This is a genomic window from uncultured Azohydromonas sp. (assembly GCF_937926365.1).
GTDB lineage: Bacteria > Pseudomonadota > Gammaproteobacteria > Burkholderiales > Burkholderiaceae_C > Azohydromonas.
This window is the reverse complement of sequence record NZ_CALAOH010000143.1, coordinates 1-26,900: the sequence shown is the minus strand read 5'-3', so window position 1 is coordinate 26,900 and position 26,900 is coordinate 1. Positions and strand designations below refer to the sequence as shown.

Genomic DNA, 26,900 nt, shown 5'->3' with positions numbered 1-26,900 from the left:
TCTTCGCGGTCTCCGGCGTGACCGCGACCCGGGTTTCTCCCGCCGCCGTCTCCAGCGGCACTCCGATCAGCATGGGATCTCTCCTTTGAAACAAGCCACCCTTCGGCACGGCGCCGAGTGCCGAAGGGTGGCTCGTCAGCGGCGGGCCGATCGGGCCCGCGGCCATGCCTTTACAACGGCTTCTCGCGGCGGGTTTCCAGGTAGGCCTTGATCGACCAGATCGCCTCCTGGTTCAGCGTGCCCTCGAAGGGCGGCATGTACACGGCGCCGTTGCGGGTGCGGCCGCGGCGCACGGTGTTGAGGAAGTAGTCGTCCACGTCCTTCACGCAGGCCGCCTTCTTGTTCTCGATCTTCTGCGTGGCGCACTCGTTGTCGAGCTTGCGCAGGTCCGGCGCGATGCCGCCGGAGATGGCCTCCAGGCCGTGGCAGCGGGCGCAGTTCTGGTTGTAGGCCGAGGAGCCGATCTTGATGGCCGTGTCGTTGCCGCGGAACGGGTTCTGGTCGCGCCAGTCGTCGCCCAGCGACGGCAGCTCCTTGGTGTCAACGGCCTGCGGCGTGACGTCGCCATGGGCCAGGGCGGCGCCAGCCACCAGCAGGCCAGCCATCAGCGCCGTCAGACGCGCGGGAAATTGAGCGAGGGAACGCTTGGACATGGATGTCTCCTCGGTTGGAATGAACGGCGCGCCTTTCCGCAAGGCCTGTGCCATCAACCCGTCCGGTGCGTGTTTCCTGTCCCGCATTGGGGTTCATACGGTGCACGCACTGGCATTCCCACGCCTGTTGCCCGGCATCCAAAGCGCCTGCTGTTGAGAAATGAGACATCGCTGCCGCCGTCTGGAACAGGCCCGGCGGGGCGGGAGCAGCCCACGCGGCCGGCGCGATGTCCAGCCTGGCGGCGATGGAACAAGGCTTGCCCCGCCGTCCTCGTGCGCTACCCGGACATCGAATCCCACGGCGTCGTCGGCAACCTGCGGACGGCCGCCCTCATCGGCAACGACGCCACCGTCAGCTTCTTCTGCTTCCCGCGCTTCGACTCGCCCAGCGTGTTCCTGTCACTGCTGGATCCGGACCGTGGGGGCAGCTTCTCGATCCGCCCGGTGGACGCGGACATGCGCACACGCCAGATGTACCTGCCCGATACCAACGTGCTGGTTACACGCTTCATGTCGCAGCTCGGCATGGCGGAGGTCACGGACTACATGCCGCTGTCGGCCACGGGACAGCCGCGCAGCGCGCTGGTGCGGCGCATCCAGTGCGTGCGCGGGCGGCTGTCGTTGCGCGTGACGTGCGCGCCGCGCTTCGACTACGCGCGCACGATGCTGCCGGCGCAACTGCTGGATGGCGGTCGCATGGCCGTTTTCGACGCCGCATCGGTACGCGGCCCGCTGCGCCTGCGCAGCAGCGTGGGGCTGACGGTGCAGGACGGCGACGTGCAGGTCCTCATCGAGCTGGGTCCGGGCGAGCAGGCCGCGCTGGTGCTGGAGTGCGTCAACGAGCGGCCCAGCGAGGGCCCGCTGGACGCCTTCGTCGAAAGCTCCTTCCAGGAGACCATGGCCTTCTGGCGCGGCTGGAGCGAACGCTCCAGCTACCGCGGTCGCTGGCGCGAGATCGTGCAGCGCTCGGCGCTGATCCTGAAACTGCTGTCCTCGGCCGACCACGGCGCCATCATCGGTGCCGCCACCTTCGGGCTGCCCGAGCACGTGGGCGGCGAGCGCAACTGGGACTACCGCTACTGCTGGATCCGCGACGCGGCCTTCACCGTCTACGCGCTCATGCGGCTGGGCTACACCGGCGAGGCGGAGGCCTTCATCGGCTGGGCGCACGAACGCATGCTGGACCAGCTCGCCGGCGAGCCGCCGCAAATCCTCTACGCGGTGGACGGCCGCCACGTGGGCGAGGAGGTCGAGCTCACGCACCTGGCGGGCTACCGCGGCTCGCGTCCGGTGCGCGTGGGCAACGCGGCAGCGGGCCAGCTGCAGCTGGACGTGCTGGGCGAGCTGGTGGACGCCATCTACATGGCCGACATCCACGGCGTGCCGGCCTCCGTGGACGTCTGGCAGGGGCTGTCGCGGCGCATCGACTGGTGGTGTGAGCATTGGAACCAGCCGGAGGAAGGCATCTGGGAGATGCGCGGCGGACGGCGCGACTTCCTCTCCGGCCGGCTGCTGAGCTGGGTGGCGCTGGATCGTGCGCTGCGCATGTCGCGCCGCTTCGCGCGCCCGGCGCCGCTGCGGCAGTGGTACGAGACGCGCGACGCCATCGCCTCGCAGATCTTCAACGAGTTCTGGCACCCGCAGAAGCAGGCCTTCGTGCAGTACCGCGGTGGCGACACGCTGGACGCCGTGGCGCTGCTCATGCCCATGGTGCAGTTCATCAGCCCGACCGACCCGCGCTGGCTCTCCACGCTGGAGGCGATTCGCCACGAGCTGGCCATCGACGGCCTGGTGGCGCGCTACTCCACCACCGACGGCGGCGACGGCCAGCTCAACATCGACGGGCTGCAGGGCCAGGAAGGCGCCTTCACGCCCTGCTCCTTCTGGTACGTCGAATGCCTGGCGCGCTGCGGGCGCGTGGACGAGGCGCGGCTGCTGTTCGAGAAGATGCTCACCTACTCCAATCACCTCGGCCTCTACGCCGAGGAGCTGGGTCCCAGCGGGGCGCAGCTGGGCAACTTCCCGCAGGCGCTGACGCACTTGGCGCTGATCAGCGCCGCCCACGCGCTGAACCGGGCCATCGAGGAAGGGCCAACGGCCTGGGCCCGCGGTTTCGGCGGCTGAGGCCCCACCGCGGCGCCGGGGTTCGCACCCGGCGTTGATCCAGCTCAACCCGGTCGCGGAGGGCCGAAACTTCGCCGCGCGCTTCTAATCACGCATCGAAACGCCCGGGGCGAAGGAGAGAGATTCATGCATTTGACCGAGATGGACGCCGTTACGGGCGCACCTCCCGGTGCCACATCACCGGGCGACGGCCCGCCGACGGGCGTGCCCGCTGCTTCCAGCGCGGGTGCGCAGGCCCGTGCCTGGCATGCCGCCGACGCCGAGGCCGTGCTCTCGGCGCTGGAGGCCGGCCCGCACGGCCTGAGCCAAGCCGAGGCCGCGCGGCGCCTGCGGCAGCACGGGCCCAACCGCCTGCCCGAAGCCCAGCCTGTCGGTGTGCTGCAGCGCCTGGCGCGGCAGTTCAACAACCTGCTGCTGCAGATCCTGATGGCTTCGGCGCTGGTCACAGGCCTGATGGGGCACTGGGTGGACAGCGCCGTGATCCTGGCCGTGGTGCTGCTCAATGCCGTCATCGGCTTCGTGCAGGAGGGCAAGGCCGAGAAGGCGCTGCAGGCCATCCGCCACCTGCTCTCGCCGCATGCGGTGGTGCTGCGCGACGGACGCCAGCACGACCTCGCGGCGGCCGACCTGGTCGTTGGCGACGTCATCCTGCTGGCCTCGGGCGACAGCCTGCCCGCCGACGTGCGGCTGCTGCGGGCCCATGGTTGCCGCATCGACGAGTCCGCGCTCACCGGCGAGTCGGTCCCGGTGGACAAGCGCACCGAGCCGGTGGCGGCCGACGCGGCCATCGGCGACCGCCAGTGCATGGGCTACGCCGGCACGCTGCTCACCCAGGGCCAGGCGCGCGCGGTGGTCGTGGCCACGGGCGCCGACACCGAGATCGGCCGCATCGGCCGCATGCTGGCCGGCGTCGAGGAGGGCACCACGCCGCTGCTGCAGAAGATGAGCGCCTTCAGCCGGCAGCTCACCTTTGTGATCCTGGGCGTCGCGGTCCTGATGTTCGGCTTCGGCACGCTGGTGCGCGGCATGCCGGTGGGCGACACCTTCATGGCCGCCGTCGGCCTGGCCGTGGCCGCCATTCCCGAGGGGCTGCCCGCGATCCTGACCATCACGCTGGCCATCGGCGTGCAGCGCATGGCGCGCCGCCACGCCGTCATCCGGCGGCTGCCCGCGGTCGAGGCGCTCGGCTCGGTAACGACCATCTGCTCGGACAAGACCGGCACCCTCACGCGCAACGAGATGACGGTGCAGCAGCTCATCTGCGCCGGCCAGGTGCTGGAAGTCGAGGGCGGGGGCTACGCGCCGCGGGGCGCGATCAAGCTGGCGGGCGAGGCGCTGGACCCGGTGCGCCTGCGCGAGCGCGTGCCGGCCGCCGCGCGCCTGGCGGTGGCGGCGGCGCTGTGCAACGACGCCAGCGTGCATGAGAGCGAGGGCCGCTGGACGGTGGCCGGCGACCCCACGGAGGGCGCGCTGCTGACGCTGGCCATGAAGGCGGGGCTGAATCCGGCCGAGCTGCGCGTCGAGAGGCCGCGGCTGGAGGTGATTCCCTTCGAGTCCGAGTACCGCTACATGGCGACGCTACATGCCGGCGAGGGCGGCGGCGCGCCGGCCGAGGCCTTCGTCAAGGGCGCGCCCGAGCGGGTGTTGGCGATGTGCGAACGGCAACTGGGCGAGCGGGGGCAGGAAGAGCCGCTGGATGCGGCCTGGTGGCAGGCGCGGATCGAGGCCCAGGCCCGCGCGGGCCGGCGCGTGCTGGCGCTGGCGTGGCGCACCTTCGAGCCGGAGCGGGAGGCGCTGGACCATGCCGACATCGCGCGCGGGCTGACGCTGCTGGGCCTGGTGGCCATCATCGACCCGCCGCGCGAGGAGGCCAAGCTCGCCGTGGCGCACTGCGCCGAGGCCGGCATCCGCGTGGTGATGATCACCGGCGACCATGGCGTGACGGCCAGCGCCATCGCGGCCCAGCTCGGCATGGGCGAGGGACTGAAGGCGATCACCGGCCCGGAGATCGAGGCCATGGACGACACGGCGCTGCGCCGCGCCGTGGCCGACACCCGTGTCTTCGCCCGCGCCAGCCCCGAGCACAAGTTGCGCCTGGTGCGCGCGCTGCAGGCCAGCGGCGAGGTCGTGGCCATGACCGGTGACGGCGTCAACGACGCGCCGGCGCTCAAGCAGGCCGACGTGGGCGTGGCCATGGGCATGAAGGGCACCGAGGCGGCCAAGCAGGCCGGCGCGATGGTGCTGGCCGACGACAACTTCGCCTCCATCGCGCACGCGGTGGAGGAGGGGCGCACGGTCTACGACAATCTCAAGAAGACCGTCGCCTTTCTGCTGCCCATCAACGGCGGCGAGTCGTTGACGCTGCTGCTGGCGGTGTTGCTGGGCGTGGCGCTGCCGATCCTGCCGGCGCAGGTGCTGTGGGTGAACATGGTCAGCTCGGTGGCGCTGGCCATGGTGCTGGCCTTCGAGCCGACCGAGGCCGACGTGATGCGCCGCCCGCCGCGGCCAGTGGGCGAGCCGCTGCTGTCGCGCTTCCTGGTCTGGCGCATCGTGCTGGTGTCGGCGCTGTTCCTGGCCGGCGTCTTCGGCATGTTCGAGTGGATGCTGGCACAGGGCGCCGGCGTGGAAGCGGCCCGCACGGCGGCCGTCAACACGCTGGTGTGCATGGAGGTGTTCTACCTGTTCAGCGTGCGCTACCTGAAGGCGCGCTCCTTCACCGTGCAAGGCGTGCGCGGCACGCCGCGGGTGTTGGTGGCCGTGGCCGGGGTGTTCGGGCTGCAGCTGCTGTTCACCTACGCGCCGTTCATGCAGGCGCTGTTCCACACCGAGGCGCTGTCGCTGGACGCTGGCCTGCGCATCGTGGCGGTGGGCGTGGCGCTGCTGGTGGTGCTGGAGCTGGAGAAGGCGCTGCTGCGCCGCGTGGGCGCGCTGGCCTGACCCGGCCGCCGTGATGGCGGCTCAGGGCTGGAACCGGCGCAGGTAGGCCAGCAGGTCGTCGATCTGGCCGTCATTGCTCAGGCCCCAGAAGCGCATCTTGTTGCCCGGCACGGTGGCGTCGGGCGCCTTGAGGAAGGCGCGCAGCGTGGCTTCGGTCCAGACGATGCCGGAAGCCTTCATCGCCGCGGAGTAACTGAAATCCGGCGTGGCGCCGGCCTGGCGGCCGAACAGGGCGTTGAGATGCGGGCCGAAGCCGCCGCGCGCGCTGGGCCCCACCTGGTGGCAGGAGGCGCAGCGCTTGAAGGCGCGCTGGCCGGCGTCCGCGTTGCCCGCCGCCGGTGCCGCGCAGGGCGATCCCCCCAGGGCCAGGGCACACAGGAGGCTCAGGGGACGGACGGCGCGGGAAGGCATGTGGGAGGCGGGTGGCGTGGGAGGCACAGGCCGGGCCGGATGGCCCTGGCTCCGGGATAACCAGCATGCCCTGCCTAGAATCCCCTCGGATGAATGTCGGTGTTGTCTATGCGGCCCTGGCCTATGTGGCCTGGGGCCTGTTCCCCTTGTATTTCCACCAGGTGTCGGCCGTTTCCTCGATGGAGATCGTGCTGCACCGGACCGTCTGGTCCCTGGTGTTCGTGTTGCTGGTGCTGGCCGCGATGCGGCGCTTCGGCGCGCTGTGGCCGGTGCTGCGCCAGCCGCGGCAGCTGATGCTGCTGCTGCTCAGCGCGCTGCTGCTGTCGGGCAACTGGCTGGTCTATGTCTGGGCCGTCAACCACGGCCACGTCATCGACGCCAGCCTTGGTTACTTCATCAACCCGCTGGTGTACGTGCTGCTGGGCTTCGCGTTTCTGCACGAGCGGCTGCGGCCGATGCAGTGGGGCGCCGTCGCGCTCGCGGGGTTGGGCGTGGCGTGGCTGACGTGGCAGGCCGGGCAGCTGCCCTGGATCGCGCTGCTGCTGGCTGGCACCTTCGGCCTGTACGGGCTGATGCGCAAGACCGCGCCGCTGGGCGCGCTGGAAGGCCTGGCGGCGGAGACGCTGCTGCTGGCGCCCCTGGCGGTGCCGGCGCTGCTGCTGTGGACGCTGCACGGCGACAGCGCGCTGGCGCATGCCGATGCCGCCACGGTGGGCTGGCTGCTGGCCGCCGGCCCCGTGACGGCCGTGCCGCTGCTGCTGTTCGCCGCTGGCGCGCGGCTCATCCCGCTGGCCACGCTGGGGTTGCTGCAGTACATCGGGCCCACGCTGCAGATGGCCATCGGCATCTGGGTGTTCCACGAGCCCTTCCAGGCCGAGCGCCTGGCCGGCTTCATGCTGATCTGGGCCGCGCTGGCGCTCTACAGCCTCGAAGGCCTGTGGGTCACGCGTCGGCGCGTGGCGGCGCAGGCCTGAGCCCGGGCGGCGCATTCGACGGCTTCGAACGCAGGCGTCAAAAACCGCCCGGCACACGGGCTTGCTTCGGGCACCACACTGCAGCGGAGCCTGCCCACCGGGGCGGCGCTGACAACCCGCGGGCGGCGTTGCCCGCGCATCCTTCTGAAGGAGTGCTGCAGATGGCCAAGGTTCTCGTTCTCTACTACTCCAGTTACGGACACATCGAGCGCATGGCGCAGGCCATGGCCGAAGGCGCGCGCGGCGCCGGCGCGACGGTGGAGCTCAAGCGCGTGCCCGAGACGGTGCCGGAGGAGATCGGCCGCAAGGCCGGTTTCAAGCTGGACCAGGACGCGCCCGTGGCCACCGTGGCCGAGCTGGAGCAGTACGACGCCATCATCGTGGGCACCCCCACGCGCTACGGGCGCATGGCCTCGCAGATGGCGGCCTTCCTGGACCAGACCGGCGGCCTGTGGGCGCGCGGCGCGCTCAACGGCAAGGTGGGCGCGGCCTTCACCTCCACCGCCACGCAGCACGGCGGACAGGAGACGACGCTGTTTTCCGTCATCACCAACCTGCTGCACTTCGGCATGGTGGTGGTGGGGCTGCCCTACAGCTTCCAGGGCCAGATGAAGCTCGACGAGGTCGTGGGTGGCGCGCCCTACGGCGCCACCACCATCGCCGGCGGCGACGGCTCGCGCCAGCCCTCGCAGACCGAGCTCGATGGCGCCCGCTTCCAGGGCGAGCTGGTGGCCAGGACGGCAGCCAAGCTGTTCGGTTGACGACCGCCCCCGCCCGCCGGCATGCAGTGGAGCCGGCGGCCGGTTTGGCCTCATCTCCGAAAATTGCGATTTGTCAAAGGAGAAGCAAGCCGTCCAAGGATTCAGGGGTGAAATGACGGCTTTGCCTCGCTACGCTGGACTTCGCGGTTGCGAAATTGATCCCGTCGGCGAGGAGGCTTCATGAAACGCCGTTCATTCACCATTTCCCTGGCGACCTTGGGCCTGATCAAAACGGGCCATGCCGCCGATGAATCCCTTGGGCGCGGCTGGGCCGGCCAAAAGCCATTCAAATTCCCGACTTATAAAGTGCTGCGGCTCGGGACATACCAGGGCGGGTCCAGCGAGGCCTTTGCCGTGAATGCTAACGGCAAGGCGGCCGGCCGGGTGGGTTTTGATATAGACGGTATTTACCGTCCAGCCTTGTTCATTCCCGGCCAGGCGCCCAGGCTGATCCACACCGGCGGCCCCGGCGAGGCCACCGGCATCAACGCCCGCGTCGAGGTCGTGGGCTGGTACCGGGAGGGCAGCGTCACGCAGGCCTTCCACTGGCGCCATGAGCCGCCGCGCCCGCTGCCCTCGCTGGGCGGTGGCCACAGTGAAGCCACCGGCATCAACAACCGCTCGGAAATCGTGGGCTTCTCCGAGGCCGCGCCCGGGGCCGCGCATGCGGTGCTCTGGTGGGGCGAAAAACTCATCGATCTGGGCACCTGGGGCGGCTACGGCGCACGGGCCACCGCGATCAACGAGCGCGGCGACATCGTGGGTTTCCGCGAGGTGGTGGTCGATGGCGTCGGGGTGCGGCAGGGCGTGCGCTGGATCTGCGGCAAGGCGCCCCGGCTGATGCCGCGCCTGCCCGGCTACGAAAGCGTGGTGCCCACCGCCGTCAACGAGCACGGCGACGTGGCCGGTTACATGTACCCGGCCCTCGACTTCCTGTTCGGCCGGGTGGCGTTCATCTACGCCGACAACCGCTACACGCTGATGCCGCTGTCGAGCAACCAGCCCACCGCCGGTTTGGGCATCAACAACCGCCGCGAGGTGGTTGGCTTCAAGTTCGACCAGGGGGCCGACCCGCGCAACCGGGCCCTCATGTGGTTCAACGCCGGCAAGACGGCCTTCAGCCTGGACGGTCGGCCTGAGGTGCTCGCGGCCGGCTGGAAGGCACTGGAGCAGGGCAACGCCATCAACGAAGGCAGCGTGATCGTCGGCACCGGTTTCTTCGGGCTGCCAAATGGGCGCCACAGTATCGAGGCGTTCATGCTCATTCCCCGGAAATAGGCGGTCGAATTTCCTTCCACCCAACCCACTCGTTGAAGCAGTGCCCTGGACGCCGTGAACTGCCAAACTCATTCAGGCCAGGAAAATCAATGGCCCACCTCGGGGCTAAGGATATAGGGCAAGGGCCGCTACCCTGCGGTGGCGCGCATATATCGCGCGTTTCAAATTCTCATGCGAGGGATCATGAAAAGAAGGCAATTCACGTTGTCCCTGGTGGCGGCCGGATTCCTGCCGGGCGCGCGGGCCGCCACCGGTGCTGTCCAGGTGGCGGCCTCCAGCCCGCCGAGCTACGAGGTACTGCGGCTGGGCACTTTCCAGGGCGGTCGCAGCGAGGCTTTTGCGCTCAGTTCCAACCGCATGGCTGCCGGGTTGGTCAGTTTCAGTATCGACGGCGGCTACCGCCCGGCGCTGTTCCTGCCCAACCAGGTGCCGAAACCCATTTACACCGACGGTCCTGGCGAGGCACGGGGCGTCAATGCCCGGCTGGAAACGGTCGGCTGGTTCAGGCAGGGCAGCTTCACCCAGGCGTTTCGCTGGCGTAACGACACGCTGGAAACCCTGGCCTCGCTGGGCGGGGGCCACAGCTACGCCGCGGCCATCAACAACCGCTCGGAGATCGTGGGCTGGTCCGAGGCCGCGCCCGGGGCCTCGCATGCGATGTACTGGCAGCGGGACCACCTGTTCGTGGACCTGGGCACCTGGGGCGGCTACGCCGCCCAGGCCACCGGCCTGAACGAGCGCGGCGACATCGTGGGCTTCCGGGAGGTCGTGCTCAACGGCATCGGCGTGCGTCAGGGGGTGATGTACCTGCGCGGCAAGAGCCCGCAGCTGCTGCCCACGCCGCCGGGTTACGAGTGCGTGGTGCCGTCCGCGATCAATGACCAGGGCGTCATCACCGGCGTCGTGTACCCGGCCGCCAACTATCTCTGGGGCCGCCGCGCCTTCCTCTACGCCAACGGCCAGTACACGCTGTTCTCGTCGCCCTACAACTTCCCCACGGCCGGGCTGAGCCTCAACAACAAGGGACAGGTGGTTGGCTACAGCTTCGACCAGGGCGCCGACCCGCGCAACGGCGCCACCCTGTGGCTCGACCAGGGCCAGACCACGGCCTTCCTGAGCCCGGGCTACGTGCCGGCGATCGGCGGCTGGTATCGGCTGGGCGACGCGTGGGCCATCAATGACGCCGGCGTGATCGTTGGCACGGGGCGGTACATGGGCCCGAACTATTCGAGCAACGCGACCGAGGCCTTCATGCTCGTTCCGAAGAAGTAGGCGCGTCCTCAACCTTTAAGCGCCGGGCTCGCCGGCTTGCAAGCGCAGGGGCGAGCCGAAACGGCGGATGCGCGCGATCCGGGCACAGCCCTTGCCGCCATTGTCCCGGCTGCAGGGAGGCGAGGCCGTGCGAAGCCGCAGTCAGTGAGCCCTCTCCAACATGGTCGTGAGGCTCGCTGAACGAGCGGGCGTCGCAGGCTGCCGCTGGTTCGGCATCCAGCCGCGGCGCACGAGGCGCCGTGGTGTCCTGAATCCATGGGGGACAGCCATGACGCGCCTGAGATTGCTTGCGGCCTGGGCCCCCTTGCCCCTGATCGTTGCGGCCTGTGGCGGGGGCTCGCCGGGCGAACCGGTGGCCGAAGGCCGCCAGGCGCCGCGGGAGGCGAGCGCCAGCCTCGCCGACGACCGGTTCGCGCTGCGCGTGCTGTCCAGCCCGGCGCAGTACGTGTCGGGCGGCGATGCCCGCGTCGAGTTGCGCGCGCCACGAGCCCTCCACGACCAGATCGAGGTCTGGATCAACGGCAAGAAGACCCGACCACAGTTGAGCGCCAACGGCGACCGCCTCGAAGGCGTGGTGACCGGCCTGGTCAACGGCCAGAACCGGCTGGTGCTGAGGCAGGCGGGCAGCACTGCCGCGCTGGCGTCGCTCACGCTGGTCAACCATCCGATCAGCGGGCCGATGTTCTCCGGTCCGAAGCAGGCCCCCTTCGTCTGCACCGTCCACCAGGTCAAGCGCCAGCCGATGGTCGACGCCGCCACGCCGCCGGGCTTCCCGGTGTTCGATGCGAAAGGCAACAAGATCGGCTACAGCAGGGACTGCTCGATCCAGTCCTTCACCACGTACTGGTACCGCGCCGCGGGCAACCGCTGGAGGCCGCTGCCGGCCAATGGCACGAGGCCCGCGGACATGACCCGCATCACCCTGGCCGACGGCCGCAAGGTGGACTTCGTGGTACGCCAGGAGCGCGGCACGATCAACCGCTTCCTCTACAGCTTCGCGATGCTCGCGCCGCGCGGCGAGAACCCGCCCAGTCCCGACACGCGGCTGTGGAACGGGCGCCTGGTGTATGTCTTCCAGGGCGGCGTGGGGCTCGGCCACACCCAGGGCTGGATGCCCAACGACGCGATGCTGCCGGAGTTGCTGAGCCAGGGCCATGCCATCGTGGCCAGCAGCGGCAACAACACCCGCACCCATTACAACCTGCAACTCGGCGGCGAGACCACGATGATGGTCAAGGAGCGCTTCATCGAGCGCTATGGCCGGCCGCTGTACACGGTGGGCGTCGGCGGCTCGGGTGGTGCGGTCCAGCAGTACTGAAGGTCGGTGGCTGGAAGAAGCCGAAGGACATGGTGCAGGAAGGCTTCCCGGTGCTGGACGGCATCACCGCGGCGATGGTGCTCGACAACCCGGCGCTGTTCGACCCGTGGAGCCGGCGCAACATGAGGCTGGGCTGGACCGCCGACAAGCCGGCGCCACGCACCGTGGGCAACCCGATCGCGATGCGTGCCGCCCACGCCTCCGGCATGGTGTTCAGCGGGCGCATGGCGCTGCCGACCATCGATCACCGCCAGTACCGGGAGCGCCAGCTCGACATGCACGACGCGCGCCAGAGTTTCGTGGCGCGCAAGCGCGTGCTGCGGGAGATGGGCACGACCGGGCACCTGGTGATCTGGTTCACCGACACGCGCCCCGGCGTGCCGAGGGTGAGCCAGGGCCTGCAGGCGCTGGCGGTGATGGACAAGTGGATGGCCAACATCCGCGCCAACCCGGACCGGACGGTGGCGCAGAACCGCCCGGCGCGCGCGGTGGACAGTTGCTTCGACGTCAACGGACGCTTGATGCATGCGGGTCCCGATGTCTGGAACGGCGTCATCGACGACAAGCCCCCGGGCGCATGCACGCGGGCCTTCCCGATGTTCGGCACCTCGCGGGTGGCCGGCGCGCCCTACGAGGACGATGTCTTCCGTTGCGCGCTCAAGAGCGTGGACACGGCGGTGGCGGACGGCACCTATGCGCCGTGGAAGCCCGATGCCGCCGCCGTGGCGAGGCTCAAGCGCACCTTCCCGCAGGGCGTTTGCGACTACGGCCGGAAGGATCAGGCCCGGCCCTGAGCCGCGGCAGGCTTGGCGGCTTCGCGGCTGGCGGGTCCGCCCGCGTGTCCGCTGGCCGGGCCAGCTGCCGGTCTTGAGCACGAGGCCCGGTGCGCCTCACTGGGCGGGCGCTTCCGCACGCAACCGCTCCCAGCACGCCTCCACGAAGGCTTCCATGATCTTTCCGTAGCGCGGGTGCTGTTGGTGGCCCCACTCGGGATGGAACTGGAAACCCCAGGCGAACTGCCGTGCGTCGTGCCAGCGGAAGGCCTCCACCAGCCCGTCGTCGGCGTGTGCCTCGGCCACCAGCCCCGGCGCCAGGCGCTTGACGCCCTGCGAGTGCAGCGAGCTCACGGCAAAGCGCGAGCAGCCGGTCAGGCGCTCCAGCTCGCCGCCGGGCGCCAGGCTGACTTCGTGGCGCTCGGCGTACTGCTCGGCCAGCGGCTCCTGCGGGTCCTCCCAGTGCACCACCGGGCCGCCGAGGGCCTGCAGGTCCTGGTGCAGGCTGCCGCCCAGGGCGACGTTGAACTCGTGCGAGCCGCGGCAGAAGGCGATCAGCGGCACGCCGCGCTCGATGCACAGCCGGATCAGCGGCAGCGTCACCGCCTCGCGCGCCTGGTCGAAGTCCATGCCCTCGCGCAGCGGCTCCTCCGCGTAGTGGCTCGGGTGCACGTTGGTGGCCGAGCCGCCCAGCAGCACGCCCTGCACCCGGTCCAGCATCAGCGGCAGCCGCCCGGCCGGCACGCGCGGGAAGCACACCGGTTGCAGCCCGCGGTTGATCAGCGTGCGCGTGCCCACCTCGTCCATCACGGTGTAGGGCTGCGGATGTCCATGCTCGTTGCCCAGCTCGCGGTGGCTGGCCACGACCCACACGCAGGGCACGCGCTGCGCGTCCAGGGTTTGCGGCGCCTGCGTCATCGGCAAGGCCCCAGGCGCTGGCGGCAGTGCTCGCGGCAGGCGTCGGCAAAGGCCTGCAGCGTGCGCCGGTAGAAGGGGATGTGGTTGTGGCGCCACTCCGGGTGCCACTGCACGCCATAGGCGAAGGCCTGGGCGGTGGCCACGCGCACGCCCTCGACCAGCCCGTCCGGCGCCAGCGCCTCGGCCACCATGCCGGTGCCCAGCCGCTTGATGCCCTGGCCGTGCAGCGAGTTCACCCGCGCGCGCGTGCCGCCGGCCCAGTCCGCGAAGGCGCTGCCGGGCGCCAGGATCACCTCGTGCCGCTCGGCGAACTGCGCCTCCAGGTCCACATCCTGCGGCTCGCGGTGGTCCAGGTGCTCGGGCTCGGCATGCACCTGCTGGTAGAGGCTGCCGCCCAGCGCCACGTTCATCTCCTGCAGCCCGCGGCAGACGCCGAACAGCGGCGTGCCGGTGCCCACCGCCGCGCGCACCAGCGCCATGGTCAGCCGGTCGCGGCGCGGATCGAGCAGGTCCGTCTCCAGCGCGGACGCGCCGAAGTGCGTGGCCTCCACGTTCGAGGGCGAGCCGGTCAGCAGCACGCCGTCCACCAGCGGCAGCAGCTCCGGGACGTCCCCGGCGCCGGCCATCGGAAACAACACCGGCTGCAGGCCCAGCTCGCACACGGCCGCGGCATAGCGGTCGGCCAGGACGGTGTAGCCGCCCGGGTCGGAAAGGTCCAGGTTGCGGTGACAGGCCGGCAGCCACACCAGGGGTTTGTTGGCGCTCATGCGGCCGATGCTGCGACCGGGGTGGTGCCTGCACGAGGGAGCGACGCCGCAAGGTGCTGTAGGACGGCGCCGATAGAGGGGCCGCAGCGGCGGTGCACCGCCGCGTCAGGTCCGGATGCTTGGACCTGCGGCGTCTCGAAAGACGATCAAACCCCGCCGGCCCCGTGTCCCGTCTTCGCCAGCGCCACCGCCAGCCGCGCCCCCACCTCCGCGTTGTGCTTCACCAGCGCGATGTTGGCCGCGAGGCTGCGCCCGCCGGTGAGCGCCTTGATGCGCGCCAGCAGGAAGGGCGTCACCTCCTTGCCCGTGACGCCCTGCGCATCGGCTTCGGCCAGCGCCTGCTCGATCAGCGCGTCGATCTCCTCCCGCGGCAGGCCCGCGTCCGCCGGCACCGGCACGCTCAGCACCACGCCGCCGGCCAGGCCGAGGTCCCACTTGGTACGGATCAGCCGCGCCTGCGCTTCCGGGTCGTCCACGCGGCGGTCGGCCTTGAAGCCGCTGTCGCGCGTGTAGAAGGCGGCGAAGTCCTCCTGCTCGCAGGCCAGCACCGGCACGCCGTGCGTCTCCAGGTACTCCAGCGTCAGGCCGATGTCCAGGATCGACTTGGCCCCGGCGCAGACCACCGCCACCGAGGTGCGCGCCAGCTCCTGCAAGTCGGCCGAGATGTCGAAGCTCCGCGCCGCGCCGCGGTGCACCCCGCCGATGCCGCCGGTCACGAACACCTCGATGCCCGCGAGCCGCGCGCAGATCATGGTGGCCGACACCGTGGTGGCGCCCAGCTCGCCGCTGGCCAGCACGGCCGGCAGGTCGCGGCGGCTGACCTTGTGGGCCTGGCCCGAGCGGCCCAGCAGCTCCAACTCCTCGTCCGCCAGCCCGATGCGGATGCGGCCGTCCATCAGCGCGATGGTCGCGGGCTCCGCGTCCTGGGCCCGCACCACGGCCTCCACCTCGCGCGCCGTGCGCACGTTCTCCGGGTACGGCATGCCGTGGGCGACGATGGTCGATTCCAGCGCCACCAGCGGACGCCCGGCGGCGCGGGCGGCGGCGACGGCCGGGCTGAAGCTGAGCCAGGAGCGGGCGATGTCCATGTCCATGCTTGGGGCGGTTTCGTTGCGGGGCGTCGCAGTGTGCCGCAGCGCTGCGGGCCGGCCGCCGCGGCGGCGCGGCGCCCGGGCGCATCGGCTGCTCCTGCGCTCGGACGCAGAATCCGGCCGCCCTACTTCACGGATGACGCTGGTACACGCATGAACGACGACACCCGCCACCTGCCGGACCCTCACCCGCCGCCTCCGCCGGGCACACCGCCCGCGCCGGCGTACGAGGAACTGCTGCGTCTGGCGCAGCGGCTGAGCCTGGCCTGCGAAACCGGGCGCCTGGGTTCCTGGGAGTTCGACCTGCGCCGCCAGGCGCTGCACGGCGACGCGCAGTACCTGCGCATCCTGGGCTTCGAGCCCCACGAGACGCCCACGCCGGCCCAGGTGCTCGCACTGTTCTCGGCACCAGAGCAGCGCACCCTCACCGAAGCCTTCACGCGCTGCTGCCGGGAGGGCACGCCTTACGACCTGGTGCTGCAGCTCTCCACCCGCCGGGGCGACGTGATGTGGACGCGCTCCGTCGGCAACGCCGTGCGTGACGCGGCCGGGGACATCGTGCGGGTGCAGGGCATCTTCCAGGACATCACCGAGCACGTCGAAGCGGTGGAGGCGGCCAGCCGAGTGGGGCGCCACCTGGAAGCCACCTTCGAGCGCATGAGCGACGCCTTCTACCTGCTCGACCGCGACTGGCGCTTTCAGTACTTCAACGCCGCGGCGGAGCAGTTGCTCGGCCGGGCACGCACCGACGTGGTGGGCCGCACGGTGTGGGAGGCCTTCCCGGCCGTGGCCGGCTCCGAGCTGGAGCGGGCCTACCGCGAGGCCGTCGCCGACGGCGCCTCGCGCCGCCTGGACTATCACTACCCGCCGCAGCAGCGCTGGTACGACATCACCGCCTATCCGACCGACGAGGGCCTGGCGGTGTACTTCCGCGACAACACGCAGCAGCACGTGCAACTGCAGAAGTGGCGGCTGCTGGCCGAGTCCATGCCCATCGTCGTCTGGACCGCGCGGCGCGACGGTGTGCTGGATTACGCCTCCTCGCTGCTGGGGCGCTACGCCGGCGTGCCGGTGGACCAGCTGATCCCGCGGGGCTGGTTCAACCTGGTGCATCCCTATGACCGGGACGCGGTGGTGGCGGCATGGAGCCGGGCTTGCGCCAGGCTGGAGCCTCTGGAGCTCGAATACCGGATGCGCCGAGCCGATGGCGCCTGGCGCTGGCACCTCATCCGCGCCCTGCCGGTGGAGATCGACGCGGCCGGCACCATCGCCTGGTACGGCTCCTCCATCGACATCGATGACAACAAGCGGCTGGAGCAGGAAGCGCGTGCCCTGGCCGCGCGCCTCGGCGCCACGATGGAGAGCATCACCGACGGCATCTTTTCGCTCGATGCCGGTTGGCGCTTCACCTACATGAACCGGCAGGCCGAGGCGTATCTGTCGCGCCCGCGCGAGGAACTGCTGGGCCGCAACGTGTGGGAGGCCTTCCCCGAGGCGGTGGGCTCGCGCTTCCAGCGCGAGTACGAGCACTGCATGGACACCGGCACCATGGTGCGTTTCGAACAGCGCTACGAGCCGATGGACCGGCTGTTCGAAGTCACGGCCTACCCGTCGGAGGAGGGCGGCATCACGGTGTATTTCCGCGACGTCACCGAGCGCGAGCAGGCGCAGCGCGAGCGCGCGGCGCGGCTGGCCGCGGAGCAGGCCAGCGAGGCCAAGACCCGCTTCCTGGCCCGCATCAGCCACGAGCTGCGCACGCCGCTCAACGCCATCCTGGGCTTCGCGCAGATGATGGCGATGGACGCCGAGGCGCCGCTGGCCGGAGCGCAGGCCGAGCGGCTGCACAAGGTGCGCGGCGCCAGCGAGCATTTGCTGGCGATGATCAACGAGATCCTGGACCTGGCCGGCATCGAGTCCGGCAGCACCGCGCTGACGCTGGAGCCGGTGGCACTGCACGAGGTGGTGCGGCGCAGCCTCCACGGCGTGGAGCCCCAGGCCGCGGCGGCCGGCGTGCGGCTGCTCGACGAGGTGGCGGCCGACGCGCCGGCCGTGCGGGCCGACCGGTTGCGGCTGCACCAAGTGCTGCTGAACCTGGTGTCCAACGCCGTCAAGTACAACGTGCGCGGCGGCTGGGTGCGGCTGTCCTCCCGCACCCTGCCCGGCGCCGTGCAACTCGTCGTGGAGGACTCGGGCCTTGGGCTCAGTGACGCCCAGCTCGCGCACCTGTTCCAGCCCTTCAACCGGCTCGGTGCCGAGCGCACCGACATCGAGGGCGCAGGGCTGGGGCTGGTGATTGCCAAGGGCTTGGCGCAGCTCATGCACGGCGACCTGCGCGCGGCGCGGCGCGAGGGCGGCGGCAGCGTGTTCACGCTGGAGCTGCCCGCGGCCGGCGACACCGTGCGGCCCGGCGACGCCGTGCCGCCGGCCCGGGAGCCGGCCGCCCCGGCGGCCGAGGCAGCGGCCGTTGCCTCCACGGTGCTCTACATCGAGGACGACCCGGTGAATGCGCTGCTGGTGCGGCACATCCTGGCGCTGCGCCCGGGCTGCACGCTGCACGAGGCCGTGGATGGCCGCGGCGGCCTGGCGCTGGCGCGCCAACTGCGGCCCGACCTGGTGCTCACCGATTTGAACCTGCCCGACATGACGGGCTACGAGGTGCTGCGGCAACTGCAGGCCGACGAGGCGACCCGCCACCTGCGCTGCATCGCCGTGTCCGCCGATGCGATGCCCGAGAACGTGCGGCGCGCCCGGGCGGCGGGGTTCATGGACTTCTGGACCAAGCCGCTGGACGTGTCCGAGTTCCTGCAGCGGCTGGATGAGCTGCTGGGGTCCGGGGGGTGAGTGCCCCGTCTCACCGCATCTGGAACAGCTCCTGATGGAAATGCTGCGCCGGCAGTCCCTGCGCGAGCAGATCCCTGCGCAGCGCCTGGCCGAAGGCGGGCGGGCCGCAGAACCACACGCTGGCCTCTCGCCACTGCGGCACCGCGGCGCGCAGCCGCTCGCCGTCGAGGCGGCCGTCGCGCCCGTCCACCAGGACGTGCAGCCGCACGCCCGCGGCGCGCGCGTCGGCCTGCAGCTTCTCGATGGCGGCCGGCTCGTAAACCGCCGTGGGATGGAACAGGTCGATCTCCACGCGCCGGCCTTGCGCCGACAGCTGCTTCATGCGCGCGACGAAGGGCGTGATGCCGATGCCCGCGCCGATCCAGACCTGCCGCGGCTGCGCGTCCTCGAAATCGAAGCAGCCGTAGGGACCCTCCACCGTGACCGGCATGCCGACCTTCAGCCGCTCGTGCAGCCGCCCGGTGTGGTCGCCCAGCGCCTTGGTGATGAAGGTGATGTGGCGCTCATGCGGGTCCCAGGCCGAGGCGATGGTGTAGGGGTGCGCGCCTTCGCGCGGGTCGGAGGTCGCGAAGGCGAACTGCCCGGCCGCGTGGCCCGGCCAGCCGGGCTGCAGCGCCACGCGCGACTCCAGCACGCGCAGCGCGGGGTGGTAGGTGAGCGCGTCGATCACCCCCGCCACCTTGCGCCCGGCGCCCACGCGCCCGGCCAGCACCAGCACCGCGGCCACGGCGCCGCCCAGCATCAGCACCGCCATCAGCCAGCCCACCGGCTGGCGCCAGTACGGGAACTTCACCAGCACCAGCCCGTGGTAGGCGAACACCAGGTACGTCACGGCCAGCCACTTGTGCGTCTTGCGGAACAGGTGGTAGGGGAAGCGCTTCACCAGCGCCAGCACCATCAGCAGCGCCGCGGCGTAGAAGGCCCATTCGCCCAGCTGCTCGGCCAGGCCGCGCTGGCTGCGCAGCCAGCCCTCGATGGCGCCCAACTGCGAGGGGTCTGGGCGCGGGCCGCGTGGCGGGCGCACCAGCCAGCCCCATCCGACCATCCATTTCGTGCCTTGCCCCATCCACCAGTGCAGCACCGAGGCCACCAGCGCCGTGATGCCCAGCCACTTGTGCAGGCGATAGAGCTTGTCCAGCCCGTCCAGGTACGGCTCCAGCCACTTCGGGCGCAGGGCGAGCAGCATCGCCACGCTCATCGCGCCCAGGGCGATGACGCCGCTGAGCTGCATGAAGACGGTGCGGAAAGGGAAGTAGCCGAAGGGTTGCGGCCACAGCGAATCGGCCAGCAGCCATGCAGCGGCCAGCGCCGCCAGGATGGCGGCCAGAGAAGCTTTGATGCGGTTCATCAGGTCAGGCTGTCACGCCGCGCGGCCGGCGCCGCGCAGGAGGTGGGGAAAGGTGCGCAAGAGCCATTCTGAAGGCGCGGCCCGCCGCGCCGGCTTCAGAACAGATCCACCTCGCCGCGGTGCGTGGGCTCGTCGGGCATGCCCGCCTGAGCCATGCCGGTGGGGCCCACCACGCGGTTGCGGCCGGTGGACTTGGCCTGGTAGAGCGCGCGGTCGGCGCGGTCCACGGCATCGGTCGGCGTGTCGGTGTCGCGCAGCACCGTGAAGCCGATGCTCAGCGTGACGCGGCCGACCTGCGGAAACTCGAAGCGCTCGACCGCGGCGCGCAGCCGTTGCAGCGCTGCGGTCGCGCCGCTTTCGTCGGGTGCGCTCAGCAGCACCACGAACTCCTCGCCGCCGAAGCGGAAGAGCCGGTCACCGCTGCGGAAGCACGACCGCATGATCCCGGCCAGCAGCAACAGCACCTCGTCGCCGATGAGGTGGCCGAAGGTGTCGTTGACGTGCTTGAAGTGGTCGATGTCCAGGATCGCGAGCCAGTAGCGCGCGGTGCTGGGGTTGCGCGGGTCGCCGTGCCGCACGGACGGGCTGGGCGGCTGCAGCAGCGCCTGCATCACGGCGTCGTCGAAAGTCTTGCGGTTGAGCAGCCCGGTGAGCGCGTCGCGCTCGCCGTAATCCAGCAGCGCCAGGAAGTTGCCGTAGAGCTGCAACACGGCTTCCACGGTGCGGCCGGTGATGTGGCCCAGCAGCGGCGGGCCGTGCAGCTCCAGCACCGCCACGGCCTGCCCGTTGGCCAGCAGCGGGAACAGCGTCACCACGGGCGTGCCCGGCCGCTCCAGGGGCTGGCGGCTGTGCAGGCATTCCAGCCAGTCGGGGCGGCTGGCCAGCAACGGCAACTGCTCGAAGTCCGCCGGGCGCCGGAAGTGCGGCCCGCAGTCACCGCGGCTCACGCCGGTCAGCCAGCGGGCGTGGGGCGGCTCGCCCACGCTGCGGTGCAGCGCCAACAGCCGCGGCTGCAGCAGCTGCTGCAGCGTGTCGGCCAGCATCGCGTCGGTCTGCTCGCGATCGCGGTGGCGCGTGAGCTCGGCCAGGCGGCTCACCAGAGAAGGCATGTCCCATCCATCGCGTGTTCAGCCTGTGGCCACGGTTGCATTCGCCATTGGTATTGGATCGGGTACTTCAGTGACTTCGCATCCGATTGTCCGCATGCCGCCGCGGCCCCAATGCGCCGGCTGCGGGCCGTCCGCGAACGGAACGCGTCATATTGCACGCGGCATCCCCGCCCGTTGCGGTCCCCCGCCGCCGCTGCCGGGCGGGAGGGCGGGACGCTGGTCCGTCGTTGACGGGAAATCCGGCCGGACCCCTGCCTCCCACGCTTGCTCTACACAGTGAAGAACTTGTGCTGGAGCAGGATCGGGCTCCATGAGCAACGTCCGCTCCCGGGAAGCTTTTGCCCCGGGGTCTCCGTCCGGGACGGCTTCCCGGGCGGTTCCGCGGCTGAGTCGGGCCGCCGGGGCCGGAGCAACGGCCTTGCACAATGGCCCGATGAGCTTTACCCCCGCCTCTGCCCCCGCCTCCATCCGATCCCGCGCCCGCCTCGCCCCCGAAAGCGTCGTGCTCCTGGCCGGCGTGTGCGCCGCGCTGCACGTGGGCAAGCTGCCGCCGGCGATTCCCGCGCTACAGCAGGCGCTGGGGCTGACGCTGGTGCAGGCGGGCTTCCTGTTGTCGCTGGTGCAACTGGCCGGCATGGCCGCGGGCTGCGCCTTCGGCGCGCTGGCGGACGGCCTGGGGCTGCGGCGCAGCATGGCGCTGGGGCTGGGCATCCTGGCGCTGGCCAGTGCGCTGGGGGCCCTGGTGGACGGGGCCGTGCCACTGCTGGCGCTGCGGGCCGTGGAAGGGCTGGGATTCCTGCTGGCGGTGCTGCCCGGGCCCGGGCTGCTGCGCCAGTTGGTGCCGCCGCAGCGCGTGAACGCGGTGCTGGGCTTGTGGGGCACCTACATGCCGCTGGGCACGGCGCTGGCGCTGCTGAGCGGGCCGGCGCTCATTGCCGCGCTGGGCTGGCGCGGCTGGTGGCTCATGGTGGCGGCAGCCTCGGCGGCGATGGCCTGGTGGCTCACGCGCGCCGTCCCGGCGCTGGCGCCGGCGGGGCCGTCCGCGGGTTTGCAGGCCTTGTGGGGCCGGCTGCGGCACACGCTCGGCAGCGCCGGACCCTGGCTGGTGGCGGCGACCTTCGCGGCCTATTCGAGCCAGTGGCTGGCGGTGGTGGGCTTCCTGCCTGCGATCTACGCGCACTCCGGCGTGCCGGCGGGCCTGGCCGGCGTGCTCACGGCGCTGGTGGCGGCGGTGAACATGGTGGGCAACATCGCCTCGGGCCGGGCGCTGCAGCGCGGCGTGGCGCCCACGCGGCTGCTGGTGCTGGGCTTCGTGGTGATGGCGCTGACAGCCGGGGCCGCCTTTGCCGGGCCGGCCGACGCGGGCCTGCCGCCGGCCTTGCGCTACGTGGCGGTGCTGTTGTTCTCGATGGTGGGCGGGGTGATCCCGGCGGCGCTGTTCTCGCTGGCCGTGCGGCTGGCGCCCAACGAGCAGGCCGTGTCCACCACGGTGGGCTGGGTGCAGCAGTGGTCTGCGCTGGGCCAGTTCGCCGGGCCGCCGCTGGTGTCCTGGCTGGCGACGCGAGTGGGCGGCTGGCACTGGACCTGGGCCGCCACGGGCGCGCTGGCTTCGGCGGGGCTGTTGCTGGCGTGGCGCTTGGCGCGGCGGCTGTGAGCGCCGCGCCGAACGGCCCGCCGGGATGGCTTATACGGGTCCCCTGCAGTTTTCAAACCCGCATTCCATTCGTCCTGAGATTTCAAGGATGAACGGCCTCAACTGCGCGGCGGGCCGCCGCGCCCATTCGTACTTCGATGCGCCGCAGGGTGCACCCTGCCCCGAGGTATCGAAGGGTCAGCACGAACGGGCGTTCGGCGTTCGGGAACTTGGTCGGACCTGTATTACACCGCGTCCTGGTTCACCAGGATCCAAACCTTGGGCGCGATCGGCCCGCGGTCGCCCATGGTGTATTCGAAGGACACGCGCATGCCCTGGCGGAGTTTCTGGGCGTCGCCCGGAGGCAGCGAGCTGAAGGGGAAGAAGATATTGTCCCCGCCGGTATCCGGCGTGATGAAGCCGTAGGTTTCCTTGAGATTGGCAATACGACCGTGCTGGATGGCGCCGATTTCCGGCTGCACCGCAGGCATGGCGCTGACCACCGGCGCGGGCGTGGGTGCGGGTGAGAAGACCGGCGCGGGCCGATATTCGGGGCGGTGGAACAAGGCGTTCACGATCGGGTTGTTTTCATGGGCCGGATCGTCGATCACCTCGTCCATGCGCACCGGGTAGGTGACCTCGTTGAGCAGCATCTGCGAGGTGCGGGTTTCGCGCAGGATGCCGTTGTTGTCGGTGAAGGAGAAATCCCAGCCCAGCACCATCACGCGCGTGCCCAGGGTGTTGAGCTTGCGCACCAGCGGCAGGAAGTCGCCGTCCGCCGCGATCAGCGCCAGCACGTCGAAGCGCTTGTAGATCGCCATCTCGAAGGCTTCCAGCGCCAGCCAGACGTCGATGCCTTTCTCGCCGTCGCGGCCCTTGGGCAGGAAGTGGGTGGTGACGCCCTCGTACATCAGCACGTCCTCGAAGGAGCGCTCCTGGTACAGGATGTCGCGCTCCTCGGCCTCGCGGGCCTTGAAACGGCCCTTGAAATAATGGGCGTCAACGATCTGCGTGAATTTGATATCGGTTTCTTCTTCGCGGGCTACGCGGGCCCGGATGAAATTGTGCAGCCCCTCGATGCTGATTCTGGCTCTGCGCGGGTGGGAATTGGAGTAGAAATTGCTGACGCGCCGGAAATAGTTGCCGTCGTAGAAAATGCCGATGCGCGAGAGTTTCTGAGTGTTGGCGAACATGAAGAAAGTTATTGGGACAATGGGTTAAGGGTTTAAAAGAATCCGCGGCCTTGGCTTCAAGGCCGCGGACGGGTCGCGCATTGTGCGCCAAGTGACACGGGGCAGGCTGGCAGCCATGTCGCATAGGTGACCGTGGGTGGTCATTGCTGCACGGACACGGGCGATGCGGCGGCCGAGCCGCCGGCCCGGAGCAGGCACCGGGTCCCGCACCGCAAGAACATGCCGCGGCACGCCGAAGGCCGGGCTTCAGGCCGCCGCACTGGCCAGCAGCCGCGCCGTGCCGCGCGGCGGCCGGGCGTGGCGGTGCGGTGCCTCGCCCTGCCGCAAGGCCTGGTCCGCGCTGTCGAGCGCCTGCTCGATACGGCGCGTGGCCTCGGGCAGCGCCAGATCGGAGATGTCGGCATCGACCACCGCCCGCAGCGTCTTCTTCAGCGCCGGGCTGAGCTGGCGCATGAGCTCGCTGAGGAAGGGACAGGCGGCGCACAGCACCACGCGGTCGAAGCGGTGCTCGGACAGCTCCCGCTCGAAGCGGCGTGCCACCACGGCGGCGAACTGGCGCATGCGCCGGCGCAGCGGGTCCAGCGGCCCGGCGGACGCGCGCTCCACGCGCAGCTCGCCTTCCTCGAAGACGAGCCGGTTCGTCCGGGGGCGGCGGGCCTCGGCCGGGGGCAGGTTCGCGGTGCGCAGCACGGTGTCGAGCACCACCAGGTCGGCATCCTCGGTCGAGCGCGTCAGCAGCCGGGCCTCGCTGGCGTTGGCAATCAAGATCAGGTCGGTATTCATCGCGGTTTCACCATCCTGATTCCCATGTGCAAGGCGCTTGCCAGCCTTTCAACCGGCACTTCGCGGCGTGCGTCCGCCCTGGCGCCTCGGCACGCCGCCCACGACGCAGCTTCCGCGTGGACGCGGGATTGCATTCATTGCCGCACCGGGGTGCAGAAATAGCCTGAAGTGCAGGGTAGCCTGTTTCAGGCTGGAGCATTGCCGTGGAACAAGGCGTGCGCCTTGCTCTGGCGCAGCCATCCGCGACTGGCCCTCTCCACGCGCCGCCCGCCTGGCGCCAGGGCTTCGCTCAAGCTGCCGGGAGTGCCGCCGTGTTCATCTTCTTTTCCAACAAGCTCGGCTGCCTGGGCTCGATCCTGGTGTCGCTGCTGGGCACGGCCGTGGTGCTGGGCCTGATCTGGCTGTTGTGAGGGCGGCGCAGGCCGGTGCGCCGGCCGCCGCCTGACGCCGCCGAGGCGTTGCCTCAAGCAATCTTGACGTACTCGTAGTCCACCGGCTGCTTGTTGATGCCCATGCGCGGCGGCGCGATCCAGCTGGCGTACTCGCCGCTGCCGTGGCAGGGCTGCATCAGCGAGGCGATGAATTGCAGGTCTTCCGCGTTGGGCAGCCACTCGTCCTTCCGTGCCGCCCACGCTTGCGCGCCCAGCACCTCGCCGGCGGGGCTGACGTGCTGGCCGGCGAACTCGCCGATGCGGCGGTTGAAGCCCTTGTGCGGCTGCGTGAGGCGGAAGTCGATGCCGGCCTTCTCGATGATGCGATTCCAGCGGTCGATGCCGCCCTGGCAGTCGGCGATGTAGTCGTCCAGCAGGCGGCTGTTGATGGCGCGCAGCGCCGGTACCTGCTCGGTGACGATCTCGCCATCCACCACGCGCATCACCGGGTAGGTGGCGTCCTGCAGTTGGTGGTCGTCGGCGATCTGCGTCTCGTTGAAGCGCCCCTTGAGCCCGGCGCTGAAGGCCTCGGCGGCGTTGCTGGAGATCTCCGAGCCGAACAGATCACGCGTCACGGACATGTGGAAATTGGCCTTGCGCTGCAGCAGCGGCAGGTCCACCACGCCCAGCTTGCGGATGGCCTCGGTGTCGTGGGGATCGGTGATGCCGGCCTTCTTCATCGCGGCGCAGGTGGCCTCGATGGTGCGGCCCACGCCGGTCTCGCCGACGAAGAGGTGGTGCGCCTCCTCGGTCAGCATGAAGCGGCAGCTGCGCGAGAGCGGGTCGAAGCCGCTTTCGGCCAGCGCGGCGAGCTGCATCTTCCCGTCGCGGTCGGTGAAATAGGTGAACATGAAGAAGGACAGCCAGTCCGGCGTCTTCTCGTTGAAGGCGCCCAGGATGCGCGGGTTGTCCTGCTGCCCACTGCGGCGCTCCAGCAGCGCCTGCGCCTCGTCGCGGCCGTCGCGGCCGAAGTACTTCACCAGCAAATACACCATGGCCCACAGGTGGCGGCCTTCCTCGACGTTGACCTGGAACAGGTTGCGCATGTCGTAGAGGGATGGTGCCGTGGCGCCCAGGTAGCGCTGCTGCTCCACGGAGGCGGGCTCGGTGTCGGCCTGCACGACGATCAGGCGGCGCAGCAGCGAGCGGTACTCGCCCGGGACTTCCTGCCAGGCGGGCTGGCCCTTGTGGCGCCCGCAGGGGATGGTGCGGCCTTCCACCTTGGGCGCCAGCAGGATGCCCCAGCGGTACTCGGGCATCTTCACGTAGCCGAACTTGGCCCAGCCGGCCGGGTCCACGCCCACGGCAGTGCGCAGGTAGACGTCCGCCTCCTGAAAGCCCTCTGGCCCCATCTCCTTCCACCAGTCGACGTAGTTGGGCTGCCACGCCTCCAGCGCGCGCTGCAACTGCCGGTCCGAGGCCAGATCGACGTTGTTCGGAATGAGGTCGGCGTAGTTCACCTCCACGAAGGCGTCGCTGCGGACGGACTCGGGGGCTTCGACCAAGCTGTCGGTACTCATGGGCTGTCTCCTGACGTGTACTGTGGCCGGCAGAACAATGCATGTCTGCTCAGCAACGTGAAGTATTGTGCGTAAACCAGTGTGATTTTTGATCTGCGTCAGTGTTTGGCGCGCTTCGATTTCAGCGTTACGTCGGTGCGGTAACGACTGGATTGCGTTACAGGCTGCACTAAAATGCATGAACGTAGCCGTGAGTGAGCTGGGGCGCCAGAGATCCGCGTCCAGGGGGTCACCAACGGGGCAGGGTGGCGCTCTTGGAAGGAACTGCTGTGCGTCGCCGCGGAAAGGCTTGTTGAATTTTGTCCATCCCGCGCTTGCGTACTCCCCCGCAAGTGCGTATACTTCGCACCCTCGCAAACGAGCTTGAGATTGCAGGGCCGGCGCAAAAGCCGGCGGTGCGAAATTAGAGCGAGTTTTCTCCTTCCGGGGTCTTGAATTCGGTGTGGTCGGTTCCAATTGGGGCCGGCGACTCGGCCAAGGCTTTTGGTGGGCGGGTCCGGAGGTCGCGCATGGAATTGGCGCGGCAGGCGGAGCGAAGCCGGCAAAGCTTGTCGCAAACGCGACGCAAGGTGGTTGCAAAATAGCCCGGCAGTTGACTAGGGTTTTCCCTTATGTCAGAATTCAATTCTTCGCTGAACGACGCAGCGAACCGAAGCAAGCGAATGGCGCGGGGTACCGCGGCGCGGTTTGGTTGAGGTGAATCAAAGGTTGAAGCTCTTTAAAAACATACAGCCGATAAGCGTGGGCGTTCGGAAGGGTGGCTGA

At 70.1% G+C, this 26,900-nt stretch carries 20 protein-coding genes; 10 read left to right on the top strand and 10 right to left on the bottom strand.

Annotation, left to right across the window (positions count from 1 at the left end; genetic code table 11):
* Positions 1-170 precede the first annotated feature (170 nt).
* Positions 171-653, bottom strand: a complete 483-nt coding sequence (gene pedF, locus Q0741_RS15535) for a cytochrome c-550 PedF (protein WP_298234120.1) — start codon at positions 651-653, stop codon at positions 171-173.
* 273 nt (positions 654-926) lie between these two features.
* Here pedF and Q0741_RS15530 point away from each other — a divergent pair, with 273 nt between their 5' ends.
* Both Q0741_RS15530 and Q0741_RS15525 read left to right on the top strand, forming a co-directional pair.
* Positions 927-2,777, top strand: coding sequence for a glycoside hydrolase family 15 protein (locus Q0741_RS15530; RefSeq protein ID WP_298234119.1), 1,851 nt, complete (start codon positions 927-929; stop codon positions 2,775-2,777).
* A gap of 126 nt (positions 2,778-2,903) precedes the next feature.
* A complete protein-coding gene (locus Q0741_RS15525; RefSeq protein WP_298234118.1) occupies positions 2,904-5,714 on the top strand; it encodes a cation-transporting P-type ATPase in 2,811 nt (936 codons plus the stop codon).
* A gap of 21 nt (positions 5,715-5,735) precedes the next feature.
* Here the strand turns inward: Q0741_RS15525 and Q0741_RS15520 are convergent, their stop codons facing one another.
* Entirely contained in the window at positions 5,736-6,125 is a 390-nt protein-coding gene (locus Q0741_RS15520; protein WP_298234117.1) for a cytochrome c family protein, read from the bottom strand.
* A gap of 89 nt (positions 6,126-6,214) precedes the next feature.
* Between Q0741_RS15520 and rarD the strand changes: the two genes are divergently transcribed.
* From rarD to Q0741_RS15490, 6 genes are all read left to right on the top strand, one after another.
* Complete coding sequence (gene rarD / locus Q0741_RS15515; protein ID WP_298234116.1) at positions 6,215-7,099, top strand: EamA family transporter RarD; 885 nt, start codon at positions 6,215-6,217, stop codon at positions 7,097-7,099.
* Positions 7,100-7,260: 161 nt separating this feature from the next.
* Positions 7,261-7,860 (top strand): NAD(P)H:quinone oxidoreductase, encoded by a 600-nt coding sequence (gene wrbA / locus Q0741_RS15510; RefSeq protein WP_298234115.1) that lies wholly within the window; start codon positions 7,261-7,263, stop codon positions 7,858-7,860.
* Between the two features lie 354 nt (positions 7,861-8,214).
* Positions 8,215-9,138: a hypothetical protein gene (locus tag Q0741_RS15505; RefSeq protein WP_298234114.1), complete on the top strand. Its 924-nt coding sequence runs from the start codon at positions 8,215-8,217 to the stop codon at positions 9,136-9,138.
* Between the two features lie 183 nt (positions 9,139-9,321).
* Positions 9,322-10,410: a hypothetical protein gene (locus tag Q0741_RS15500; RefSeq protein ID WP_298234113.1), complete on the top strand. Its 1,089-nt coding sequence runs from the start codon at positions 9,322-9,324 to the stop codon at positions 10,408-10,410.
* 304 nt (positions 10,411-10,714) lie between these two features.
* On the top strand, positions 10,715-11,728 hold the full coding sequence (locus Q0741_RS15495; protein ID WP_298234112.1) for a DUF6351 family protein: 1,014 nt from the start codon (positions 10,715-10,717) through the stop codon (positions 11,726-11,728).
* On the top strand, positions 11,725-12,522 hold the full coding sequence (locus Q0741_RS15490) for a DUF6351 family protein (RefSeq protein WP_298234121.1): 798 nt from the start codon (positions 11,725-11,727) through the stop codon (positions 12,520-12,522). Before Q0741_RS15495 ends, Q0741_RS15490 begins: the two co-directional genes overlap by 4 nt.
* A gap of 96 nt (positions 12,523-12,618) precedes the next feature.
* Here Q0741_RS15490 and Q0741_RS15485 read toward each other — a convergent pair whose 3' ends face one another.
* The 3 genes from Q0741_RS15485 to Q0741_RS15475 all read right to left on the bottom strand — a co-directional run bounded on the left by Q0741_RS15485 (position 12,619) and on the right by Q0741_RS15475 (position 15,280).
* Entirely contained in the window at positions 12,619-13,419 is an 801-nt protein-coding gene (locus Q0741_RS15485) for a gamma-glutamyl-gamma-aminobutyrate hydrolase family protein (RefSeq protein ID WP_298234111.1), read from the bottom strand.
* The gene (locus Q0741_RS15480) at positions 13,416-14,186 is read right to left on the bottom strand and encodes a gamma-glutamyl-gamma-aminobutyrate hydrolase family protein (RefSeq protein WP_298234110.1); all 771 of its coding nucleotides are present in this window, start codon (positions 14,184-14,186) and stop codon (positions 13,416-13,418) included. The genes Q0741_RS15485 and Q0741_RS15480 overlap by 4 nt, the downstream gene beginning before the upstream one ends.
* Before the next feature lie 146 nt (positions 14,187-14,332).
* Positions 14,333-15,280 carry a pseudouridine-5'-phosphate glycosidase gene (locus Q0741_RS15475; RefSeq protein WP_298234109.1) on the bottom strand — a complete coding sequence of 316 codons (948 nt, stop codon included), beginning with the start codon at positions 15,278-15,280 and terminating at the stop codon, positions 14,333-14,335.
* A gap of 150 nt (positions 15,281-15,430) precedes the next feature.
* Here Q0741_RS15475 and Q0741_RS15470 point away from each other — a divergent pair, with 150 nt between their 5' ends.
* A complete protein-coding gene (locus tag Q0741_RS15470; protein WP_298234108.1) occupies positions 15,431-18,118 on the top strand; it encodes a PAS domain-containing protein in 2,688 nt (895 codons plus the stop codon).
* A 10-nt stretch (positions 18,119-18,128) separates the two neighbouring features.
* Here Q0741_RS15470 and Q0741_RS15465 read toward each other — a convergent pair whose 3' ends face one another.
* Positions 18,129-19,466 (bottom strand): ferric reductase-like transmembrane domain-containing protein, encoded by a 1,338-nt coding sequence (locus tag Q0741_RS15465; protein ID WP_298234107.1) that lies wholly within the window; start codon positions 19,464-19,466, stop codon positions 18,129-18,131.
* A gap of 95 nt (positions 19,467-19,561) precedes the next feature.
* Positions 19,562-20,575, bottom strand: coding sequence for a GGDEF domain-containing protein (locus Q0741_RS15460; protein ID WP_298234106.1), 1,014 nt, complete (start codon positions 20,573-20,575; stop codon positions 19,562-19,564).
* A gap of 502 nt (positions 20,576-21,077) precedes the next feature.
* Between Q0741_RS15460 and Q0741_RS15455 the strand changes: the two genes are divergently transcribed.
* Positions 21,078-22,229 (top strand): CynX/NimT family MFS transporter, encoded by a 1,152-nt coding sequence (locus Q0741_RS15455; RefSeq protein WP_298234105.1) that lies wholly within the window; start codon positions 21,078-21,080, stop codon positions 22,227-22,229.
* A gap of 224 nt (positions 22,230-22,453) precedes the next feature.
* Here Q0741_RS15455 and Q0741_RS15450 read toward each other — a convergent pair whose 3' ends face one another.
* The 3 genes from Q0741_RS15450 to boxB form a co-directional block, all read right to left on the bottom strand.
* A complete protein-coding gene (locus tag Q0741_RS15450) occupies positions 22,454-23,401 on the bottom strand; it encodes an NYN domain-containing protein (protein WP_298234104.1) in 948 nt (315 codons plus the stop codon).
* Between the two features lie 246 nt (positions 23,402-23,647).
* Positions 23,648-24,184 (bottom strand): host attachment protein, encoded by a 537-nt coding sequence (locus Q0741_RS15445; RefSeq protein WP_298234103.1) that lies wholly within the window; start codon positions 24,182-24,184, stop codon positions 23,648-23,650.
* A gap of 463 nt (positions 24,185-24,647) precedes the next feature.
* Positions 24,648-26,135, bottom strand: coding sequence for a benzoyl-CoA 2,3-epoxidase subunit BoxB (gene boxB, locus Q0741_RS15440; RefSeq protein WP_298234102.1), 1,488 nt, complete (start codon positions 26,133-26,135; stop codon positions 24,648-24,650).
* Positions 26,136-26,900 lie beyond the last annotated feature (765 nt).

Excerpts from the sequence above, each read along its gene's own strand:
- pedF (WP_298234120.1), bottom strand. The coding sequence starts at position 653 with ATGTCCAAGCGTTCCCTCGCTCAATTTCCCGCGCGTCTGACGGCGCTG.
- Q0741_RS15525 (WP_298234118.1), top strand. The coding sequence starts at position 2,904 with ATGCATTTGACCGAGATGGACGCCGTTACGGGCGCACCTCCCGGTGCC.
- Q0741_RS15520 (WP_298234117.1), bottom strand. The coding sequence starts at position 6,125 with ATGCCTTCCCGCGCCGTCCGTCCCCTGAGCCTCCTGTGTGCCCTGGCC.
- rarD (WP_298234116.1), top strand. The coding sequence starts at position 6,215 with ATGAATGTCGGTGTTGTCTATGCGGCCCTGGCCTATGTGGCCTGGGGC.
- wrbA (WP_298234115.1), top strand. The coding sequence starts at position 7,261 with ATGGCCAAGGTTCTCGTTCTCTACTACTCCAGTTACGGACACATCGAG.
- Q0741_RS15500 (WP_298234113.1), top strand. The coding sequence starts at position 9,322 with ATGAAAAGAAGGCAATTCACGTTGTCCCTGGTGGCGGCCGGATTCCTG.
- Q0741_RS15485 (WP_298234111.1), bottom strand. The coding sequence starts at position 13,419 with ATGACGCAGGCGCCGCAAACCCTGGACGCGCAGCGCGTGCCCTGCGTG.
- Q0741_RS15480 (WP_298234110.1), bottom strand. The coding sequence starts at position 14,186 with ATGAGCGCCAACAAACCCCTGGTGTGGCTGCCGGCCTGTCACCGCAAC.
- Q0741_RS15475 (WP_298234109.1), bottom strand. The coding sequence starts at position 15,280 with ATGGACATGGACATCGCCCGCTCCTGGCTCAGCTTCAGCCCGGCCGTC.
- Q0741_RS15470 (WP_298234108.1), top strand. The coding sequence starts at position 15,431 with ATGAACGACGACACCCGCCACCTGCCGGACCCTCACCCGCCGCCTCCG.
- Q0741_RS15465 (WP_298234107.1), bottom strand. The coding sequence starts at position 19,466 with ATGAACCGCATCAAAGCTTCTCTGGCCGCCATCCTGGCGGCGCTGGCC.
- Q0741_RS15460 (WP_298234106.1), bottom strand. The coding sequence starts at position 20,575 with ATGCCTTCTCTGGTGAGCCGCCTGGCCGAGCTCACGCGCCACCGCGAT.
- Q0741_RS15450 (WP_298234104.1), bottom strand. The coding sequence starts at position 23,401 with ATGTTCGCCAACACTCAGAAACTCTCGCGCATCGGCATTTTCTACGAC.
- Q0741_RS15445 (WP_298234103.1), bottom strand. The coding sequence starts at position 24,184 with ATGAATACCGACCTGATCTTGATTGCCAACGCCAGCGAGGCCCGGCTG.
- boxB (WP_298234102.1), bottom strand. The coding sequence starts at position 26,135 with ATGAGTACCGACAGCTTGGTCGAAGCCCCCGAGTCCGTCCGCAGCGAC.